Raw genomic sequence first — 18,537 nt, 5'->3', positions numbered from 1 at the left:
TCATAGAAAATATAGCAAAAATAAAACACCAGAAGTAATGACTTCTGGTGTTAACAAGAGACAGATTACTCAGCTGCTGAATATACAGAAACTTGTTTTCTGTCGCGACCTTTGCGTTCGAATTTTACAACGCCGTCGATTTTAGCGAATAATGTATCATCGCCACCGCGACCTACATTTTCACCAGGATGAATTTTAGTACCGCGTTGACGGTATAAAATAGATCCGCTAGTTACGTATTGGCCATCAGCACGTTTAGAACCTAAACGTTTTGATTCAGAGTCACGACCGTTTTTTGTAGAACTTACCCCTTTTTTAGAAGAGAAGAACTGTAAGTTTAATTTTAGCATTAGGTAGCACCTCACTTATAATTTAATCTAATATTTTCATTGTATTCTTCTTCAATCGTTTGAAGCGATACTAACATCGCTTGAAGAATTAATTGCGCTTTTTCATCATTTGTATTTACACTTCTGTAATGGAAGTGCCCACCATCATCGTCGTAATCTATATCTGGTTTTTCGTTTGTTAAGCCCATCACGGCATTAATACTACCGAATAATACGGCTGAAGCACCAGCACAAACTATGTCCTGACCATGAGAACCGTAATCCGCATGACCATCCATAATCACTTCATAGACTTGACCTTCATCATTTAACGTAATATCAACAGTAATCATAATTAAGCGTTGATTTTGTTAATAGTTAATTTAGTGTAAGGTTGACGATGACCTTGTTTACGTTTAGAGTCTTTACGACGTTTGTAAGTGAATACAGTAATTTTTTTACCGCGACCTTGTTTGTCGACTGTTGCGCTAACTGAAGCACCTTCAACTGTTGGCGCACCAACTTTAACAGAATCGCCACCTACAAATAATACTTTGTCGAAAGTGAATTCATCACCTTCGTTAGCGTTTAATTTTTCAACGAAGATTTCTTGACCTTCTTCTACTTTAATTTGTTTTCCGCCTGTTTCGATAATAGCAAACATACTTTGCACCTCCTATAATTTAAGTCACGCCAAGAACAGGTGACATATCATGTACTTAAACCTGAAATTGAGCGGTTGTATGTAGCTATAAACTACTCAACTACTGTAGTTTAGCATCATCTTTTTTTACTGTCAATATTCAGCTGTATTTTATGGAAGAATTTGTAGAGTAACGGTTCCATAATAATCAGTAAGACACCATTAATAATCATCGTTGGTATGAGTCGGAATAATACAAAATCAAATAAATCAAATGTGATTAAATCTAACATACCATAAATGATTGCTGTGTAGATTTCAAAGAATAATACACTCATTAAGGTCAACGCAAATAACATGACTCGGTCACGATAAAACGTTTTGAAGAATTGATCGAATATGACCACAAATAAGATGTAGCCAAATAAGTATAAACCATAGAAACTACCAAAGTATAAATCAGTTACGAGACCAAGGACTACTGCCATGATAAGCCCTACACCAAAGCTACGATAGATACTTAGTAACAAGATGTACATCAAGGTGAGATGCGGCACAAAGATAATGTCTTTTGTACCAATATGCATCGGTACGACCAAACTGATTTCGGCATCTAAGTAAAATACCAAGACGCCGATCAAAAAGTAATAAAGTGCGCGCATTAACGACCACCACTTTCATCATTAGCTACAGTATCGTCATCACGTTTAGCAACGTAAACATGAGATAAGTCACCTAAATTAGCGCCTGTTTTCACGCGGACTTCTTTAGATAAACCATAATCATCGTTAGATACTTTGGTTACTTCTCCCACATAAAGATCACTAGGAAGTTGATCTGCAAGACCACTTGTAACGACTTTATCACCTTTATCAATTTTGTCTTTATTATTGATATCAGTAATGACGAGCTCTTCACTTTTTTCATCATAATGATCGATTAAACCAAATACATTTTCACCATCGTGTTGTATATCTACTGATAAACGATTGCTTCGGGTATTCGTAGAAATTAAATCAACTTGAGATGAAAACTGATTTACTTTAGTCACACGACCTACAAGACCTTCTGTCGTCATTACAGCCATGTTTGTTTTAACGCCTGCTTTAGCACCTTTATTGATGACAAATCGGTTCATCCACTGGTCAGGATTTCTAGCTATTACTGTGCTTGAAATCGGATCGTATTGTGAAATATCATCCATATCTAATTCTTTTTTGTATTTTTTGTTTTCCGCTTTTAGGCGTTCATTTTCAGCCTCTAATTGTTTAACTCGGTTTGAGTCTGCTCCTGAATCATCATTTTGTAGCCAATTTTCAATAGAGCCTTTGACGAATTGAATTGGATAGCCGACTACCCTTTGACCCACGGATACGGAGTCGCTCACATATTGTTCTGCAGAAGTTTGGTTCTGAGAACGGATAGAGAGTCCAATTAAGGCAATAAATACAATAATTGCACACAAAATAACAATCAGTTTGTTATTTCTGAAAAACTTTAACAATCTAAACACCTCAATTAACAGTTCAAATTTCTATAACACGGTACATCCACACAGTCAGTAGATATGAATGTTGATATACATGAAGTTATCTGTCTATCTCGTTTGAGACAAAATAAAACTCCTTATTCAAGATCCTCTTATGTATTTAAAAGCGAAGATAAACCTTAATACTACTAATATAATTTAGCATACTTTAATTTGTAAAATATAATTATCGAAGTAATAGTATAGATTCAAAAATGAATGTATATGATCCTCATATAATATACGTTGGTATGTGTTGTAATAAGACCGTGACTGTGTTTATCGCTACGCTATAGTATAACAATTTTTGCATGTTAAATTCTATTGTTCACACTTCTAACCATACAGAAAGTGGGAGCAAGCCTAAAATGAAAGTCACCCATTCTATCTAGTATCACTCATTAGAAGTTGAATCGTGTACACTTTCATTGCCTTGACTTGCTCCCTTTTCATGGCTGCATCTTTAGCATAGACGCACCATTTTTATAACAATTCATTTTTCATTTTATATTAATCATTGCCTTTAGATTCTTCATCAGAAGATGATTCTTCTTTTTTCTCATCTTCTTTATATAGCGTTTCATCTTTTCTCCAACGCGCAAATAAATTTTGTGCTTTAGCTTGTTCATCAGCTTGTTTTGCTTTTGATTGTTCACTCATGAATTAGTCACCAACCTTTTTAGCTTTTTCATTATTAGGCTAACGCACTTAATTTGAGAATTCAATCACATTACTCATACGCTTCTTTATATTTTAACGGGATGTATTCATCTAATTCTTGTAGATCTTGCTGCATTTCAAGTTCGGTTGCATACACTCTAAGTGAATCTGAGCCAAATTTATAAATGATATATTCGTTCTCTCGTTGTCCTGCTAGATATTCATCATTATATCCCATTCGCTCTAAGCCAGTGACAGACATAAATTCAGATTTATCTAGCCATTCAAATACTTTTCTCACCTGGCTTAATGGGATATTATTGAGGATATCGTTATCTTTGACGATATAGCGTGTACCTCCATTTTCACCTTGAGCGGCTTCTTGTTCTTGAACAATAGGTCGTTCATGTTCATTAACAGGATTCCACGGTTGGTCCTTCAAAAATGGCGCATACCGCAATGCGAGATATACAATCAAGATCATCGCTACGATCGCTATAATATTTTTAATTAATCGTAATATAAATCGCATGATAGGCGCGCCTCCTCTTTTATCATAGTACATTTTACTCAAATCATTAAAATCACACATCAGACCACAGCATGACATGACTCATAACTATAGACCGATGTAAACAAACATGAACTTAAATATAATCTATATTAAGAGGTGAAAAAATGAATATACTAATTATAATCTTAATTGCACTTTTAGTTATCCTTCTTTTCAAAGTGGGTCTTTCTCTACTTAGAGTATTGATTTCTATAGCAGTTGCTGTCTTATGTATATATTTAGCTTATCAAGGTGTGATGTGGCTATTCGATCACTCCAATGAATATCTCAATACATCTAATTGGAATTTATAAAAGATCTTGTATATTTTCAAAGGATACATGATCTAACTATAAAACATAAAACTTCATAATGATTAAAACTGAATAAGCCTCTTGGGAGCATGATTTCGTTGGAATAAGCATGTGTTAGTGAATTTACTTATTAACTTTCACACGTTTCGATGTTACATATGCTCCCTTTTTATTTCCACGTCATTGATGGAACTCTGTGATGTTAATTTATTTTTTGGGAAAGTAATTGATATACATAGTAACAACCAGATAGTATCAAGCCCCATACAAGCCCAACAATTAAATTTGCGATAAAGAACATCAATTTTGATGCTTTTATATCAACCGCAATAATCATAATTACAGTGGTGAGCGTCATTCCAAGTAATGACAAACCGATCGCTATGCCAGTTCTTTTCCAATTGATAGATATACGTTTACGTACTAGTTGCATCAAGTATATCACTGGAAATATTAATCCAATCAACATGATTGCACTCAATCATTACACCTCATTTGTACTATTTTTCACTGACATTATACACGAAATAAATCACGAAGTGTTAACTAAGTTATAGATACATGTCAGTTCAAATACTTTCCCCACACAAAACCGTTATGCAATTTATTCAAATAGTCCCGCTTCAACTAAACTCAAATATTTCTGGTCACCAATAATAATGTGATCTAAGACATCAATTCCTAATACTTCACCACACTGTCTCAGTCGTGCTGTTGTAACCTTATCAGCTTCAGAAGGTGTAACATCGCCAGAAGGATGATTATGAACGACGATAATCGCGTGGCTCGAAGCTTTGATTGCTTCGTGAAAGACTTCTCGTGGATGCACAACAGAACTAGTTAGCGTACCGATAAAAATCACCTTTTGTTTAATGACAATATTTTTTGCATTTAAAAATAATACAACAAAATGTTCTTGTGTTAAGTCTTGTAATTTGCCCATCATAAATTGAGCCACATCATTTGGAGAAGTAATCTTTATTTTCTCATCAACGCTTCCAGAATGCATACGCTAACCTAATTCAAAAGCTGCTTTTAAAATGACAGCTTTATATAAACCGATACCTTTAAACTTTTTTAGTTCATCGATTGATAACTGCTTGATTTCTTTTAAATTTTCTACGCTGAGTAAGAGTTCATTTGCGATTTCTAAACTCGAAACACCCTTTCGCCCTGTATTAAGTAAAATCGCTAATAATTCAGCGTGGGAAAGGTAAGTTGCTCCGTAATTTAATAGGCGTTCTCGTGGCTTTTGTGACGTGGCAAGTTCGTTGATTCTCAAATAAAAAGACCTCCTTGATGTAAAGATGCATATTGTGAAATAACAAAACAAAAAGAGAGAAAGATAAAAGGAACAAGTGGCACATGGTGTGTTAAACGCTGTCGTTTATACAGCATAATACTAAGCATGACGATGCCTCCAATAATAAAAGTGAATAAAAAGACGTAAATGAAAACGATGATAGGTAAGAAGCATGCGAGCATACTAAAAACGAGTATATCGCCATATCCCATGGCCCGCCTACTACAAAAATAAAATAGGTGTAGGCCTATGATCATAAAAAACGCATGAGTAAGATGTATATCACTATAAAAATAACAACAACATGAAAAGATAATCATCATATGTAATGGGATGGATAGCGTAGCCATATCAAAGATACTCAATGTGAGTAACAAGAAGAATAACAAGAGGAATAATTCCGAAGTGATTGGTAGACTCATATTCAATAAAGGAATAGCACTAAGTGAGATGATTTCACCCAATGGATATAGCATGCTTAACTTTTGATGGCAACATCGGGAACGCCCTTTTTGAATGAGATAACTGATGATGGGGATCAGTTCTAAAGTGGATAAAGAACGATGGCAATAATCACAACGTGATCTCGAATATAAATATTTTATGGAGAGTTGTTCAACACCACACAACTGATATAGAAAACTGACGATAACAGGAAACAACAGTAGTTGGACAATCAAGCACATCACCTCGATCACATTATAACACAACTAATATATATTATAACGATTTTATCAAATATCAATAATTTGTATGTACTCCCCCTCCACATTTTTACTGCAAGTTATGATCATCTCATTTTTTACAACCGCCTTCCTTCTAAAATGCATTTTTCTTAATCAACTACACCCATTATCAAAGACATTTTCAACAAAAAATCGGGCTAACTCGTATGTAACATACTCAGTTAGTCCGATTTTCTGTGCTATATTATTTTAATCATTCATACTTAAAAATTTAATTTCGCTTTGACTTCACTAATGAAATACAAACTGCCTGTAATCAACAATCCATCACCATCGTAATTTTCAATAAAGGAAACGTAATCATCTATCATTTCTTTATTATCACTTGGGACATCTTGATAGATATCTTCTTTCGTTAATGATTTTGGAAACTCAAAGTCTGTAATGTAGAAGCGATCAGCAATTTCAGTTAAGTTCTCTGCCATTTTGCGGACTGATTTACCTTTGATGGCTGAAAACAGAATATCCATTTTATCTCTGTGATAATATTTTTTGATTGTGTCTGTAAGTGCAGAAACACTTTCTGTGTTATGTGCACCATCTAAAATCATCAAAGGTTGTTCTTTAACTTGTTCGATGCGACCTGTCCAATGTACTGACTCAATACCGTCAATCATTTTGTTAAAGTCAAGTTCTATGTAGTTTCGTTCATTTAACTCGATTAAAGCTGTAATAGCAAGCGCAGCATTTTCTTTTTGATGTTCACCAATCATTTCAAGGACGATGGTTTCTAATTCATAATCTTTGTAGCGATAAGTAAACTCGTCATCCTCTGAAACAATATTAATATCTCGATCAAATTCAATCGGCGTTGCGTGACGTTCTTCTGCATAACTGCGAATCACTTTTAATGCATCATCGTTTTTTACAGCATAAATGACAGGTATATGAGGCTTAACGATATCACCTTTATCTCTCGCAATATCGATGTAGGTATCACCTAAAATATCTGTATGGTCTAAACCGATGCTTGTGAGTATAGACATTATAGGATTAAATACATTCGTTGAATCATTTTTAATACCTAAACCAGCTTCGATAATTACAAAATCTACTGGGTGAAGTTTGCCAAAATAAACAAACATCATGGCAGTAATAATTTCGAATTCGGTAGCTACACCTAAATCTGTTTGTTCATCCATGTCTTCACTGACTGTTTTCACAATTTGTACGAGTTCAACGACTTCATCATCTGAAATAGGTACACCATTTAAACTAATACGTTCATTAAATGTCTCTATAAACGGTGAAGTGAACGTGCCGACCTCATAACCATTATCTACTAAAGCAGCTCTGAGGTAAGCAACGGTTGATCCTTTGCCATTCGTACCGCCAACGTGAATACCTCTGATGTTGTGTTGTGGATTGTTTAATCTCTCAAGCATCCATTCCATACGCTTGACTCCAGGTTTAACGCCAAATTTAGTTCTCTCATGTATCCAGTATAAACTATCTAGGTAATTCATGACTAAAACTCCTATGCTTTCAATTGATTAATTCTTTCTTTAACACCATCATATTTTTCTTGGTAATTCTGTTGTTTTTCACGTTCTTCGTTAATGATTTTTTCTGGGGCTTTGTTAACAAAGTTTTCGTTTGCTAATTTTTTGTTTACACGGTCTAATTCTTTTTGCCATTTGTCTAATTCTTTTTCAAGACGTGCAATTTCTTTGTCCATGTCGATTAATCCTTCAAGTGGTAACACGACATCTCCCGCTGCGGTTACTGAAGTCATTGCTTTTTCCGGTATATCAATTGATGTTTCAATCACTAATTCACTTGGATGACAGAAACGATCGATGTAATTTTGATTATCGATCAATGTCGCTTTGACTTGGTCATTTTTAGCTTGAATGAAAATAGGAATGGCTTTAGATAACGGTGTTTCAACTTCTTGACGTGATTGTCTGACTGATTTAATGATTTCTACAAGTTGTTCCATAGTTTCTTTACTATCTTCAAATATAAACTCTTTTCTTACGCGTGGCCACTCTGCCGTTACAATTGTTTCACCTTCATGCGGTAAGTTCTGCCAAATTTGCTCAGTTACAAATGGCATAAACGGATGTAACATGCGCATTGTTTGATCTAACACGTAAGTCAATACAGAACGTGTGACTTGTTTTTGATCTTCATCATCGCCGTTCATCGGTATTTTACTCATTTCGATATACCAATCACAGAATTCATCCCAGATGAAATTATAAAGCGCACGGCCTACTTCACCGAATTCATATTTATCACTGAGATCAGTGACTGTTTCGATTGTTTCGTTTAAGCGTGTCAAAATCCATTTATCTGCGAGAGATAATTGACCTGAAAGATCAACATCTTCCACTTTAAAGTCATCACCGATATTCATAATACTGAATCGTGCTGCGTTCCAAATTTTATTAATGAAGTTCCATACGGCTTCAACTTTTTCCGTAGAATAACGTAAATCATGACCTGGTGAAGAACCTGTCGCCAAGAAGTATCTCAAGCTGTCTGCACCATATTCATCAATGACATCCATAGGGTCGACCCCATTACCGAGTGATTTACTCATTTTACGACCATCTTCAGCACGTACAAGACCATGTAATAAGACATCTTCAAACGGACGTTGTTCAGTGAATTCTACGCCTTGGAATATCATACGTGCAACCCAGAAGAAGATGATATCATAACCTGTAATAAGTGCATTCGTTGGATAATAATGTTGGAAGTCTTTCGCTTCAACATCTGGCCAACCAAGTGTTGAGAATGGCCACAATGCGCTTGAGAACCATGTATCTAATACGTCTTCATCTTGCACCCAATTTTCAATGTCTTCTGGCGCTTCTTCTGCGACATAAAGTTCTCCAGTTTCTTTGTGATACCAAGCTGGAATTTGATGACCCCACCATAATTGACGTGAAATGGTCCAATCTCGGATTTCTTCCATCCAGCGATTGAATGTTTTTTCAAAACGCGGCGGTACGAAGTTTACGCGTTGATCTGTTTTTTGATTGTTTAACGCTTGTTCTGCAAGAGGTTTCATTTTAACGAACCACTGTGTAGAAAGATAAGGTTCAACGACAGCACCAGAACGTTCTGAGTGACCTACTGCATGTTCATGCTCTTCAATTTTAATAACGAGATCTTCATTTTTCAGATCTTCAACGAGTTGTTCACGACATTCGAAGCGATCCATACCTTCGTATTTGCCCGCTTTGTCGTTCATTTTACCAGATTCATCCATCACAACGATGCGTTCTAAATCATGACGATTACCAATTTCAAAGTCGTTTGGATCATGCGCAGGTGTTACTTTCATCGCACCACTACCAAATTCAATATCAACATAATCATCTGCTAAGATTGGTAGTTCTCTACCTACGATAGGTAAAATAACTTTTTTACCAATCACATCTTTATATCGGTCATCTTCTGGATTCACAACAATCGCTGTATCACCTAACATCGTTTCGGGACGAGTCGTCGCAATATCTATGTATCCATCTCCATCTGCATATGGATATTTGAAGTGATAAAATTTACCTTGCACATCTTCGTGAATTACTTCGATATCAGAAAGTGCAGTTTGTGCTACTGGATCCCAGTTAATGATGTACTCTCCGCGATAAATTAAGCCTTTGTTATACATATCCACAAACACTTTACGTACCGCTTTACTTAGACCATCATCTAACGTGAATCGTTCACGGCTATAGTCTAAGCCAAGACCTAATTTAGCCCATTGCTTACGGATAAATGACGCATATTCTTCTTTCCAATCCCAAACTTGTTCTAAAAATTTCTCTCTGCCTAAATCATGGCGTGAAATGCCTTGTTCATTTAACTTCGCTTCCACTTTAGCTTGTGTCGCGATACCTGCATGGTCCATACCAGGCAAGTATAATGTATCGTAACCTTGCATCCGCTTCATACGTGTGATGATATCTTGTAACGTTGTATCCCATGCATGTCCAAGATGCAGTTTACCTGTCACATTGGGAGGGGGGATAACAATTGTGTAGGGTTGTTTGTTCTCGTCTCTTGTTGCTTTAAAATAACCGTTGTCTACCCACTGTTGATAGCGCCCTGCTTCAACTTCTTGCGGGTTATATTTAGGTTTCATCTCCATCTTTTTGCCTCCTTAAAAATAAAAATATCCGTCCTGCTAAATTAATAATAGGACGGATATTCCGTGGTACCACCTAAATTCAAGAGCATGTCTATCCATCGTGATACGACATGAACTCAAGCACTCATAGTTATGATTAACGCTCAAAGCACGTTCTAACCTAATTTATCTTTATCAAGTTCAGTTAGAAATCTTGTGGGCTACCTTCGCTACAGATCATCTATACACTTTCAGCTCAATGTGTACTCTCTGAGAAATAATCAGTAGTTACTCTTCCCAAATCGCATTATTTAATTACGATATTATAGTATAATGAATCCTACAATAAGTCAATGAGGAGGCGCTAAATTTTATGAATCCTTGCGCGTTTAACACCAAAGATCCGTTATATATAAAATATCATGACGAAGTTTGGGGAAGACCTTGTTATGACAGTTTGAAGCTGTTTAAACTGATAGCTCTAGAATCGCAACATGCCGGTCTTTCTTGGCTTACTATCTTAAAGAAAAAATCAGCATACGAAGACGCTTTTTACCAGTTTGATCCTAATCGTATCGCGCAAATGACTCAAGACGATATCTCACAACTCATGTCATTTCCTAACATCATTCATAATCGTAAAAAGTTAGAAGCCATCGTTAACCAAGCTAAAGGTTATTTGGAAATCGAACGACAACATGGTAGCTTCAGTGGTTTTTTATGGAAAACAGTAGATTTAGAGCCGATCAACATGCATTATCAAACGCCTGAAGCACGCATCACTGTTGATGAACGTGCGACACAGTTATCAAAAGCTTTAAAATCGTTTGGCTTTAGCTTTTTAGGCCCAGTAACTGTGTTTTCATTTTTAGAGGCAGCAGGTCTTTATAACAGTCACTTAGAAAGTTGTCCTCACAATCCTGCACATACGGACAAAACTTTGGCGCCTGCAGCATGGTTTTAATGAACATATAGTGACAATTCGTCCTCACATAAAACCAATTTTACCGACGTTGTGCTGCCATCTTATTCAAAATAAACTGAATTAAAGGTGCAATGATAAATAAGATAAAAAAGATTCTAAATATATGATAGCTCGATATCATTGCGACGTCGCCACCCGTTTCCATTGCGACCAGTACAATTTGATTTACACCACCAGGGGCTGCGCTTAAGAACAAGTTATTAATATCATGGTTACTGAAATAACTAATGATATTAACCATGATGAAAGTCACAAGGATCAATAATACATTTTGTAATGTGATGGCTACAGCGATGCGCCCTTTCATTTGATCGAGTAAGTGAGCAATTTGAACCCCTATACTGATCATATATAACACTTGTGCAGCAGCGATGATATAATTATCCAACGCAAACGTCATGTTCGTCGTCAGATTCCAACCAATTAACACAATGATTGGTGCCAACAGTTCTTTCGTTGGAAAATGAATTTTCTTCATCAATACGTAGACAAGTGCAATACATACACCGATGATTAACACATGATGTAATGATAATACTTCAGTTAACGATGCCTGAACGAATGCACCCGCACTGTTTTGTTCCTTGGGACTTGAATACAAAAACGAGATCAATGGTATTAAAATGACGACAAAGATAATCCGAGACGTCTGCGTTAAACTCACGATCATGAGATTAGCACGTTTATCCTCCTCTGCCATTAACAACATTTGACTCAATGCACCTGGTATCACACTCAACATCGCAGTTTGAAAATTAACACGTGCAATCCCCTTAAATAGCGTTGCAATCAATAGCGACAACACGATTAATAACACGGTAATTAATACGATGAAAAGCCAATCATCCTTGATGTCACCAATGACACTTTTCGTAAAGGTCGTACCGATTTGAACTCCGAGTAAAATCATTCCTAGTAGTTTAATCCAAGATGGCCATTTGACTTCTAATTTTAAAACTCTAACACAGATAATCCCAGTTATAATTGGACCAAACATAAATGGAAGTAATACATGTAAAAAGTGCAGTGTAAGACTGATAGCAACCGCTATGAGAAACAGCAAACTATTATTCAACCATAAATGTTTTTTCATATAACCCAACTTCCAATAGTCGTTTCATAAATGTTTTGGATATAAAATGAACGTCTGAGCCATCTTAATGGTACTCAGACGTTTTTCTCTTTCTTATACGATTCGGCTTAATGCGCGATCAAAGGCTTCAACGGTTTGTTTAATATCTTCTTCAGTATGTGCAGTAGATAAGAACGTACCTTCAAATTGAGATGGCGGTAAGAAAATACCTTCTTTAGCAATTTCACCATACATTTTACCAAATAATTCTAAGTCACTTTGGTTGGCTTCATCAAAGTTTGTCACAGGCCCTTCGTTTAAGAAGTAACCGATCATTGAGCCCGCACGGTTAACGGTAATCGGCACATTGTGTTTTGCAAAGACATCTTTCAAGCCTTGTTCAAGAATGTCGCCTAGTTTATTAAAGTGCTCGTAAGATTCAGGTGTTAATTGACTGAGTGTTTCATAACCGCTTGTCATCGCAAGTGGATTACCTGATAAGGTACCAGCTTGATAAATCGTACCGACCGGCGCTATTTCATCCATGATTTCTTTTTTACCACCAAAAGCACCAACTGGAAGTCCACCACCGATGACTTTTCCTAAACAAGTTAAATCTGGAGTGACACCGAAATAACCTTGCGCACAGTTGTAACCGACTCTGAATCCAGTCATCACTTCGTCGAATATTAACAATGCGCCATAGTCGTTTGTCATATCACGTAAACCTTGTAAGAATCCTTCTTTCGGAGGTACGACACCCATATTACCGGCAACAGGTTCTACGATAACGCCTGCGATGTCATCGCCATATTGTTCGAAAGCAACTTTCAATGCATCTAAGTCGTTATAAGGTACTGTAATCGTGTTTTTCGCAGTACCTTCAGGCACGCCTGGAGAATCAGGTAAACCGAGTGTGGCAATACCTGAACCTGCTTTAATTAAGAGTGAATCACTATGTCCGTGATAACAACCTTCAAATTTCACAATTTTATTTCTACCTGTATAACCTCTTGCTAAACGGAGTGTGTCAAGGGTTGCTTCTGTACCAGAAGATACCATGCGTACTTTTTCTATTGATGGTACGCGTTCGATGACGAGTTCAGCTAATTTATTTTCTTCTAACGTTGAAGAGCCAAAGCTTGTACCACGATCAACCGCTTCATGTAATTTCTCAATGACACGCGGGTTTTTGTGGCCTAAAATGAGTGGTCCCCAACTCAATACATAATCGATATATTCATTCCCATCAATATCATAAATACGAGAACCTTCACCATGCTCCATAAATAAAGCTGGTGTGTCCACAGATTTAAAGGCTCTTACTGGACTATTTACCCCACCAGACATGAGGGGTTCTGCTTTTTTCATTGCTTCAATTGATTTGTCATAACGTGACATAAATGATTCCCTCCTCTATTATCCTTCATCAATATATCTACAAATATCTTTTGCGAAATAAGTAATAATAATATCAGCTCCTGCGCGTTTCATAGATTTAATTTGTTCCATAACGACTGCTTTTTCATCAATCCAACCATTTTGAGCAGCCGCTTTAATCATGCTGTACTCACCACTTACGTTGTATGCTACAACAGGGACGTTCGTGTGGTTGCGCACATCACGCACGATATCTAAGAAACTGAGTGCAGGTTTAACGATCATCATGTCTGCGCCTTCATGTAAATCACTTTCAAGTTCTCTCAAGGCTTCACGGCGATTCGCTGGATCCATTTGATATGTTTTTCGATCGCCAAATTGTGGTGCAGAATCTGCTGCATCTCTAAATGGACCAAAGAAGCTAGATGCGTATTTGATACCATAGCTCATGATAGGTACATTTTCATAATCTGCGTCATCTAACCCTTTACGAATGCTAGCGACAAAGCCGTCCATCATATTACTTGGTGCGATAATATCAGCACCTGCTTCTACTTGAGAAATCGCTGTTTTAACGAGTAATGGTAAAGATCTATCATTATCCACATCTTTCGTTTGTTCATTGATTAAGCCACAGTGGCCATGATCTGTATATTCACAAAGACACGTATCTGCTACAATCAATAAATCACTATATAATTGTTTTGCAATTCTAGTCGCTTCTTGAATGACACCATGTTCATCGTATGCTCCATGACCTTCAGGATCTTTTTCATTTGGTACACCAAAGAACATAATAGCTCGAATGCCTAAATCATAAGCTTCTTTAAGTTCCTCATGTAACAAGTTTAAACTGATTTGATAAATGCCTGGCATAGAACTAATTTCTTCTTTTACATCATCTTTTTCTACTACAAAAATAGGATAAATCAAATCATCTTTACGCACGTGTGTTTCACTAACTAAATTACGCATTGATTTAGAAGAACGTAATCTTCTATGTCTATCAAAATCCATTATTCTGCTTACCTTCTTTCGCTTTTTGTATCATTGCATCGATTGTTGGTTCATCTGACTGTATTGCAGACTGTCCATATTGTTGTATGGTCTGCAATGTTTGTTTTCCTATCACTATATAACGATGAAATTGAAGTGACTTACCATCTAAATAATCAAAGAAATATCTAACAGCTGAACTACTGGCAAACGTCACTGCAGCGACCTCGTTATTTTCTATGAGTTGAACAACCGCTTTAATATTTTCAAGATCGGGTTGTGGTTGATATAAATCAATCTTCTGAACGGTGATTCCGCATTCACGTAATTGTTCAACGAGATAAGGGCGTGCCGCTTTGCTCGAAGGGATGAGTACGTTTTCTTCCGCATGTATCGGACATTCAGCTAAGAACCCTTCTTGAGAATAGTCAGCCGGGTAAAAATCAACTTCAATACCTTCTTTTTCACAGTATGCTGCTGTCTTTTTACCTATAACAGCAACTTGCTTGAAATGCGACTGAGAAAGATACGGTTTAAAGTATTTAACTGCATTTTTAGATGAAAAAATAATCCAGTCATAGTGTACACTGAGTAACGTTTGATTGAAAGTAAGCGGCTCAATTTTAATAAATGGCTTATGCACGAGAGATGCGTCATTGCTTTCAATTTTGCTCGAATGTGTCATTACTATAACTGGATTCATAACTCTCACCCTTATTTATGATTCAGCATCATTTAATGCTTCAATGATTTTATGTGCGCCTTGATCTTGAAGTATTGTACTTACTTTTTCAGCAACTTCTACAGGATCTTTACCACGTTCTGTTTGTTGATAACGTTCTTTGCCATCCGTAGACATAATGAGACCTGTAAACTCGATGATACCATCATCTTCTTCAGTGGCATAACCACCAATAGGGACTTGACAGCTACCGTTCATTGCTTTTAAAAATGTGCGTTCAGCAGTCACACAACGAGCTACAGACTGATTATGTACTTTTTGTAAAAGTGCGATGAGTTCCTCGTCATCTGATCTGCATTCAATACCTAAAGCACCTTGACCAATGGCTGGAACGAGTGTTTCTTTGTCTAAATAAGCAGTAACGATATCGTCTGACCATCCCATACGTCTCAATCCTGCAGCAGCAAGTATAATCGCATCGTAATCTTCTGTTTCTAATTTGTGTAATCGTGTATCGATATTACCTCGAATCCACTTAATTTCTAAGTCAGGATATTTCGCTAAAATTTGCGCACCGCGACGTAGTGAACTTGTACCTATCACACTACCAGCAGGAAGTTGATCTAACGGTGTATGATTCTTCGCAATATATGCATCGAAAGGATTTTCTCTATCTGGCACGCAACCAAGTGTTAATCCTTCTGGTAACTCACTTGGCACATCTTTAAGTGAATGAATAGCTAAATCAATCGTATGATCAAATAATTCATTTTGGATTTCTTTGACGAACAGCCCTTTACCACCGACTTTTGATAGTTGCTTATCTAAAACACGATCACCTTTAGTGACGATCTCTTTAATTTCGATGTCTAGATCTGGCTGGATTTCTTTTAACTGATCGATGAATTGTTGGCTTTGTCTAAGTGCCAATTTACTTCTACGCGAACCGACAATCAGCTTACGCATCTCCGCATCACTTCCTCTCATATCTTTTAAAATGAAGCACTCATCAGTTCAATATCATCCTACAAGATGGTGAAAGCTTGAAACATGTGAGGCAAATAATAAATTAATCATACATAAGCAGAACAAGGCTATGTTCAGATAAATGAGTTTATGCTTTGTTAAAACTTTATATATTCTTAGTATAATATAACAGCCGTATAATAGAAGTATAATGAGGGACAATATGACTTTTGAATCAATAAAGATTGGATTTCCTAGTGTATTCAGACCCCACTGCACACCTAATACAATGCTGAGTATCAACATCACAAAGCCTATTAATGAACTATAGAATACTGTTTTTTCCAGCGTCGCCACGCTAGCTATACGAAAGTAAACTTGATTGAATTGCTTCCGCTTCAAATTATTATATTGAATTAGATATAGTATGGCATTCACAAAGGCGAAAGCAAACAACGCATAACTCACAATCGCTAAGCCAATATGTACAAATAACAGTTCGTTAATTAATCTTAACTGCTCGCCTTCAGCCTGACCTTGTATGGGTTGGTACGTCGTCAATGCGAGTAAAATAAAGCCGATGAGGTTAAATAAGAAAATAGATATATTCAACTGTTTAATCACAGAGATGACGATTGATATTGAGATAATTAACCATGTCAATACAAATAGCACATCGAAAATATTACCTAACAAGGCATGACGGTACATATTTATATAAATAGACAAAGAGATTGTTTGTAAAACCCAAACAATCCCCAGTGTTATAAACCCTACTTGTCTAATTCTATGATTCTTCGTTATAAAATCATAAAAATAGCAAAATATACTTATTAAATAAACGAGTAAGATAAGTTCATGAAATCTAAAAAATAGTGTTTCTTGCATAACATCACCATAGCTAGATGCTTATTCAAAACTTAAAATGCGACCGTGTCCTACTTCTGATTTAGCCTTTGATTGGCTTTTGGAAGCTTGTTGTTCTTTTTTCTCCTCTGTAGCTGCTTCGATGGCAAATATATTTTGAAAGAGCTCTAATTTTTCATTGCTTTTTCTATCATTACTCAACTCTTTAGCTTGTTTAATTGGATCTTTTAACATTTGATTGATGATGCTTTTCGTATGTTTAGAGATAACTTTGCGTTCACGCTCTGATAAATCAGGTAATTTGCGATCAATACTTTCCATTGTGTCAGCTTGAATGTTCATCGCTTTTTCTCTCAATGCACGAATGACAGGGACGACACCTAACATGTTGACCCACTCATTGTGAGCATCGATTTCACCTGGAATGTTTTGTTCAATTTGCGCTGCAGCTTGTTGACGTTCTCTCAAGTTTGCATCGACAAGTCCTTTAAGATCATCAACATCGTACGTAAAGCTATCAGCAATTGCATCGATATTCGGTTCTATATCTCTTGGTACCGCTATATCAATGAGTACTAACGAATCAGATTTACGATGTGGTGCGACTGATTTTAACATTTCATTCGTAATCATAAACTGTTCAGAGCTTGTTGAACTAATAACGATATCAGCTTGTGCTAATAAAGTTGGTAATGAATCTAAGGCATCATATGCAACATGATGTTTGTCAGCTAATCGTTGTGCATTTGCTAAAGTACGATTAACGACAGTAATATCTGTTACATCTGAACCTTGTAAATTTAATAGTGAAAGTTCACTCATATCCCCCGCACCAATAATCAGTACTTTTTTATGAGCTAATTTGCCAAACACTTTTTTAGCAAGTTCAACCGCAGCATAAGAAACGCTCACTGCATTATCTGCAATATCCGTTTCATTATGTGCTTTTTTCGCAAAAGTAATCGCTTGTTTGAACAGATGATTAAAAATTGTACCTGTTGTTTGTTCTTCTTGTGCCATGAAGAATGCATCTCTCATTTGACCAAGAATTTGTGTTTCACCGAGTACAATAGAATCTAATCCAGTAATGACGCGGAATAGATGTTCTACAGCGTCGTCCCCCACTTTAACTTCTGAAAAAGATTTAATGTCATCGACTTCAAAACCAAACTTACGCGCTAAAAATCTTTGAATGTAGTAACGACCTGTATGAATTTGGTCGACTACCGCGTATACTTCTGTGCGATTGCAAGTTGATAATATTACATTTTCTAAAATAGATTTTGTTTCGAATAAATCAACATTGGCTGAACGTTTAGCATCATTGTTAAAAGCAACTTGTTCTCTAAGTGCTACATCGGCTGTTCGCTGATTGATACTTACCGCGATTAAATGCATTTATAACGCCCTCCATAAATATTACAAT

At 36.3% G+C, this 18,537-nt stretch carries 20 protein-coding genes, 1 pseudogene and 2 other annotated features; of the genes and pseudogenes, 2 read left to right on the top strand and 19 right to left on the bottom strand.

Features of this window, described 5'->3' with window-relative positions; genetic code table 11:
• Positions 1–65 precede the first annotated feature (65 nt).
• The 7 genes from rpmA to APS80_RS05110 form a co-directional block, all read right to left on the bottom strand.
• Positions 66–350 carry a 50S ribosomal protein L27 gene (gene rpmA, locus APS80_RS05135; protein ID WP_059107205.1) on the bottom strand — a complete coding sequence of 95 codons (285 nt, stop codon included), beginning with the start codon at positions 348–350 and terminating at the stop codon, positions 66–68.
• A gap of 11 nt (positions 351–361) precedes the next feature.
• Complete coding sequence (locus tag APS80_RS05130) at positions 362–682, bottom strand: ribosomal-processing cysteine protease Prp (protein WP_059107204.1); 321 nt, start codon at positions 680–682, stop codon at positions 362–364.
• 2 nt (positions 683–684) lie between these two features.
• Positions 685–993 (bottom strand): 50S ribosomal protein L21, encoded by a 309-nt coding sequence (rplU, locus tag APS80_RS05125; protein WP_059107203.1) that lies wholly within the window; start codon positions 991–993, stop codon positions 685–687.
• Positions 994–1,005: 12 nt separating this feature from the next.
• Positions 1,006–1,080: a sequence feature (ribosomal protein L21 leader region), on the bottom strand.
• Between the two features lie 29 nt (positions 1,081–1,109).
• Positions 1,110–1,634 carry a rod shape-determining protein MreD gene (gene mreD, locus APS80_RS05120; RefSeq protein ID WP_059107202.1) on the bottom strand — a complete coding sequence of 175 codons (525 nt, stop codon included), beginning with the start codon at positions 1,632–1,634 and terminating at the stop codon, positions 1,110–1,112.
• Positions 1,634–2,476 carry a rod shape-determining protein MreC gene (gene mreC / locus APS80_RS05115; RefSeq protein WP_059107201.1) on the bottom strand — a complete coding sequence of 281 codons (843 nt, stop codon included), beginning with the start codon at positions 2,474–2,476 and terminating at the stop codon, positions 1,634–1,636. Before mreC ends, mreD begins: the two co-directional genes overlap by 1 nt.
• A gap of 534 nt (positions 2,477–3,010) precedes the next feature.
• The gene (locus APS80_RS10845; protein WP_169791254.1) at positions 3,011–3,160 is read right to left on the bottom strand and encodes a hypothetical protein; all 150 of its coding nucleotides are present in this window, start codon (positions 3,158–3,160) and stop codon (positions 3,011–3,013) included.
• Positions 3,161–3,230: 70 nt separating this feature from the next.
• Positions 3,231–3,692: a DUF4930 family protein gene (locus tag APS80_RS05110; protein ID WP_059107200.1), complete on the bottom strand. Its 462-nt coding sequence runs from the start codon at positions 3,690–3,692 to the stop codon at positions 3,231–3,233.
• A gap of 146 nt (positions 3,693–3,838) precedes the next feature.
• On the opposite strand from APS80_RS05110, the gene APS80_RS10840 reads away from it, so the two are divergent.
• Complete coding sequence (locus APS80_RS10840; protein ID WP_059107199.1) at positions 3,839–4,027, top strand: hypothetical protein; 189 nt, start codon at positions 3,839–3,841, stop codon at positions 4,025–4,027.
• A gap of 202 nt (positions 4,028–4,229) precedes the next feature.
• On the opposite strand, the gene APS80_RS05100 is transcribed toward APS80_RS10840, so the two are convergent.
• From APS80_RS05100 to APS80_RS05080, 5 genes and pseudogenes are all read right to left on the bottom strand, one after another.
• Positions 4,230–4,460 (bottom strand): hypothetical protein, encoded by a 231-nt coding sequence (locus APS80_RS05100; RefSeq protein ID WP_170117174.1) that lies wholly within the window; start codon positions 4,458–4,460, stop codon positions 4,230–4,232.
• Between the two features lie 171 nt (positions 4,461–4,631).
• A pseudogene (radC, locus tag APS80_RS05095) lies at positions 4,632–5,309 on the bottom strand (RadC family protein).
• Positions 5,306–6,016 carry a prepilin peptidase gene (locus tag APS80_RS11165; RefSeq protein ID WP_083498170.1) on the bottom strand — a complete coding sequence of 237 codons (711 nt, stop codon included), beginning with the start codon at positions 6,014–6,016 and terminating at the stop codon, positions 5,306–5,308. Before APS80_RS11165 ends, radC begins: the two are co-directional and overlap by 4 nt.
• Before the next feature lie 263 nt (positions 6,017–6,279).
• Positions 6,280–7,542, bottom strand: a complete 1,263-nt coding sequence (locus APS80_RS05085; RefSeq protein WP_059107196.1) for a bifunctional folylpolyglutamate synthase/dihydrofolate synthase — start codon at positions 7,540–7,542, stop codon at positions 6,280–6,282.
• Positions 7,543–7,553: 11 nt separating this feature from the next.
• Positions 7,554–10,184 carry a valine--tRNA ligase gene (locus tag APS80_RS05080; protein ID WP_059107195.1) on the bottom strand — a complete coding sequence of 877 codons (2,631 nt, stop codon included), beginning with the start codon at positions 10,182–10,184 and terminating at the stop codon, positions 7,554–7,556.
• A 45-nt stretch (positions 10,185–10,229) separates the two neighbouring features.
• Positions 10,230–10,475, bottom strand: a binding site (T-box leader).
• Between the two features lie 61 nt (positions 10,476–10,536).
• On the opposite strand from APS80_RS05080, the gene APS80_RS05075 reads away from it, so the two are divergent.
• Positions 10,537–11,127 carry a DNA-3-methyladenine glycosylase I gene (locus tag APS80_RS05075; protein ID WP_059107194.1) on the top strand — a complete coding sequence of 197 codons (591 nt, stop codon included), beginning with the start codon at positions 10,537–10,539 and terminating at the stop codon, positions 11,125–11,127.
• 40 nt (positions 11,128–11,167) lie between these two features.
• Here the strand turns inward: APS80_RS05075 and APS80_RS05070 are convergent, their stop codons facing one another.
• From APS80_RS05070 to hemA, 7 genes are all read right to left on the bottom strand, one after another.
• The gene (locus APS80_RS05070; protein ID WP_059107193.1) at positions 11,168–12,241 is read right to left on the bottom strand and encodes an AbrB family transcriptional regulator; all 1,074 of its coding nucleotides are present in this window, start codon (positions 12,239–12,241) and stop codon (positions 11,168–11,170) included.
• Between the two features lie 93 nt (positions 12,242–12,334).
• Positions 12,335–13,621 carry a glutamate-1-semialdehyde 2,1-aminomutase gene (gene hemL, locus APS80_RS05065; protein WP_059107192.1) on the bottom strand — a complete coding sequence of 429 codons (1,287 nt, stop codon included), beginning with the start codon at positions 13,619–13,621 and terminating at the stop codon, positions 12,335–12,337.
• An 18-nt stretch (positions 13,622–13,639) separates the two neighbouring features.
• The gene (gene hemB / locus APS80_RS05060; protein WP_059107191.1) at positions 13,640–14,617 is read right to left on the bottom strand and encodes a porphobilinogen synthase; all 978 of its coding nucleotides are present in this window, start codon (positions 14,615–14,617) and stop codon (positions 13,640–13,642) included.
• Positions 14,607–15,299 (bottom strand): uroporphyrinogen-III synthase, encoded by a 693-nt coding sequence (locus APS80_RS05055; RefSeq protein ID WP_059107190.1) that lies wholly within the window; start codon positions 15,297–15,299, stop codon positions 14,607–14,609. The genes hemB and APS80_RS05055 overlap by 11 nt, the downstream gene beginning before the upstream one ends.
• A 15-nt stretch (positions 15,300–15,314) precedes the next feature.
• Positions 15,315–16,244, bottom strand: coding sequence for a hydroxymethylbilane synthase (gene hemC, locus APS80_RS05050; protein ID WP_059107189.1), 930 nt, complete (start codon positions 16,242–16,244; stop codon positions 15,315–15,317).
• 54 nt (positions 16,245–16,298) lie between these two features.
• Positions 16,299–17,132: a cytochrome c biogenesis protein gene (ccsA, locus tag APS80_RS05045; RefSeq protein ID WP_059107188.1), complete on the bottom strand. Its 834-nt coding sequence runs from the start codon at positions 17,130–17,132 to the stop codon at positions 16,299–16,301.
• Positions 17,133–17,153: 21 nt separating this feature from the next.
• Positions 17,154–18,509, bottom strand: a complete 1,356-nt coding sequence (gene hemA / locus APS80_RS05040; protein ID WP_059107187.1) for a glutamyl-tRNA reductase — start codon at positions 18,507–18,509, stop codon at positions 17,154–17,156.
• Positions 18,510–18,537: the final 28 nt, after the last annotated feature.

Source organism: Staphylococcus auricularis (assembly GCF_001500315.1).
Lineage (GTDB): Bacteria > Bacillota > Bacilli > Staphylococcales > Staphylococcaceae > Staphylococcus > Staphylococcus auricularis.
This window is presented reverse-complemented; position numbering and strand designations above follow the sequence as displayed.